At 46.5% G+C, this 215-nt stretch carries 1 pseudogene; it reads left to right on the forward strand.

Going from position 1 to position 215, the window contains the following annotated elements:
* Nucleotides 1-215, forward strand: a pseudogene (locus HJY11_RS14460) (peptide ABC transporter ATP-binding protein); the annotation flags it as partial.

The raw sequence follows: 215 nt of genomic DNA on the forward strand, positions 1-215 counted from the left end.
CCATTTGATACCTTCACGCCAAGGGATACGATTGGAAAGATTCTGATGCGGCCATTGAAAAACTATAAGATCGGGAAAAACGATCAGGAACGGTATCAGATCTGCTTAAAAGGACTGGAACAAGGCGGGCTTCGTCCGGCAGAGGATATTATGAAACGGTTTCCTCACGAACTGTCTGGCGGACAGCTTCAGAGAATTTCCATCATCCGATCCAT

Origin of the sequence: Bittarella massiliensis (ex Durand et al. 2017), from assembly GCF_017566145.1 — a bacterium.
In the GTDB taxonomy this organism is placed as follows: domain Bacteria; phylum Bacillota; class Clostridia; order Oscillospirales; family Ruminococcaceae; genus Bittarella; species Bittarella massiliensis_A.